A 1,578-nucleotide genomic window follows, 5' to 3' on the forward strand; every position below is an offset into this window, starting at 1 on the left:
GGGACGTTCCTTTTAATATGAGCAGGACATTGTCAAGAGGCAAAATCGGGCCTGGCCCCAACGATATGGGGTCAGGCCCTCGCCCTATATCAACCCGTCCGCGGCGACCTCGGCGTGTCTTACCGACGCTCGTCTTTGCAGTTTAATATCCGCCCGTGGCGATCTCTCGCTGGGCAATCCGTTGCTACGGCTGAGGCTTCTACGTCGAACCGACAGTCTGTGCACGCGTGTGGCGCCCTGGGCGCTCGCAGAAAAGGGACCTGAGGTTCGCCTCAACGGCTTCGGATCGAACCGCTTCCGGGGTGACTGGCTTATGTGCGGGGGACCGCCCCCCCCTACGCCTCCTCGGCCATGAGGCCGACCGCCCACACCCAGCAGGCGAGCTCGCGCGCCGTGGCGACGTTCGCCTTGTTGCTGTGGACCCCGCGCGCGAGCAGCGCCTCCCGCCTCTCGACCAGCCTCCGCACGCCCTTGGCGGCATGCCTCCGGGCGCCCCGGTCCGGGGCCTGGCCCTTGGCGAGGTCCTTCGGCCGCCCCGAGCACGTCAGGTAGTGCCACGCGGCCTCGACCAGCGTCTTCCTCAGGTGCTTGTTGCCGGCCTTGGTGATCGCGCCCCTGCGGTCGCTCTCCCCGCTGGAGTGCTCGGAGGGCGTCAGGCCGACCCACGCGGCGAACGAGCGGGCGTTCCTGAACCTGGAGAACTCGCCGGCCTCGAACACGAGGTCGGCGGCGGAAGCGGTGTCGACGCCCTTGAGGCAGCGCAGGGAGTCGACCCTCCTCCTCCACCTGGGCTTGCGGGCCTCGCCCTCGACGAGCCCCTCGAGCCTCGCCTTCTCCTCCGCCGCCCGCCTGACCGCGTCGACGTAGTAGGCGAGCACCTCCTCGTCGGCCCCCTCCGCGAACCTTATCGACTCGATCCAGGACCAGTGCGCCCGGGTCCAGTTGCCCTTCCTGCGGCCGGTGGGCGTCCTCTCGTCGAAGACGAGCCCGTGCCTGAGCAGGAACTTGGAGAGCCGCTGCTTCGAGCGCGAGAGGTCGTCCCTCGCGTCCTCGAGCGCCCTGGTCAGGTCGCGGGCGGCCTCGCACTCGTCGTCGGGGACCCACACCTCGACCACGTTGCCGACCGACAGCATGCGGGCGAGGAACTCGGCGTCGTTGCGGTCGTTCTTCCTGCGCCTGTCCGCGCTGGGCTTGATCATCTTCGAGACGGCGCCGACCACGCAGTCGACCCCCAGGCCGGAGAGCCTCTTCTGCAGGTCGAAGCCCGTGACCCCGGACTCGTACACGCACCTGGCCCCGGGGTCCACGGAGCGGACCCACTCCGCGACGGCGCCGGCGTCGTAGCCGAAGGTCGCGGCGCGCACCTCCCCGGTCATGACGTCGAGGGAGACGGCCTTTATCGAGCGGGCGTGGACGTCGAGGCCGACGAAGGTGGTAGTATCGAGCATGGGAGCCCCTTCCATGAATGCGGCGTGGCCGCCGCGGCTGAATTAGACACTCACCATTGTCGGCCTAATCCGCGGTCCTTCATGCAGCAGGGGCTCTCAATGTTTTATGTCCTGCTCATATCGTCTCTGC

At 68.1% G+C, this 1,578-nt stretch carries 1 protein-coding gene; it reads right to left on the reverse strand.

The features are described 5' to 3' along the window. Positions 1-335: 335 nt before the first annotated feature. Positions 336-1,448, reverse strand: coding sequence for an IS110 family transposase (locus DWV58_RS09735; RefSeq protein WP_233540564.1), 1,113 nt, complete (start codon positions 1,446-1,448; stop codon positions 336-338). Positions 1,449-1,578 lie beyond the last annotated feature (130 nt).

This window comes from Collinsella sp. AF11-11 (assembly GCF_003465485.1).
Taxonomy (GTDB): Bacteria; Actinomycetota; Coriobacteriia; order Coriobacteriales; family Coriobacteriaceae; genus Collinsella.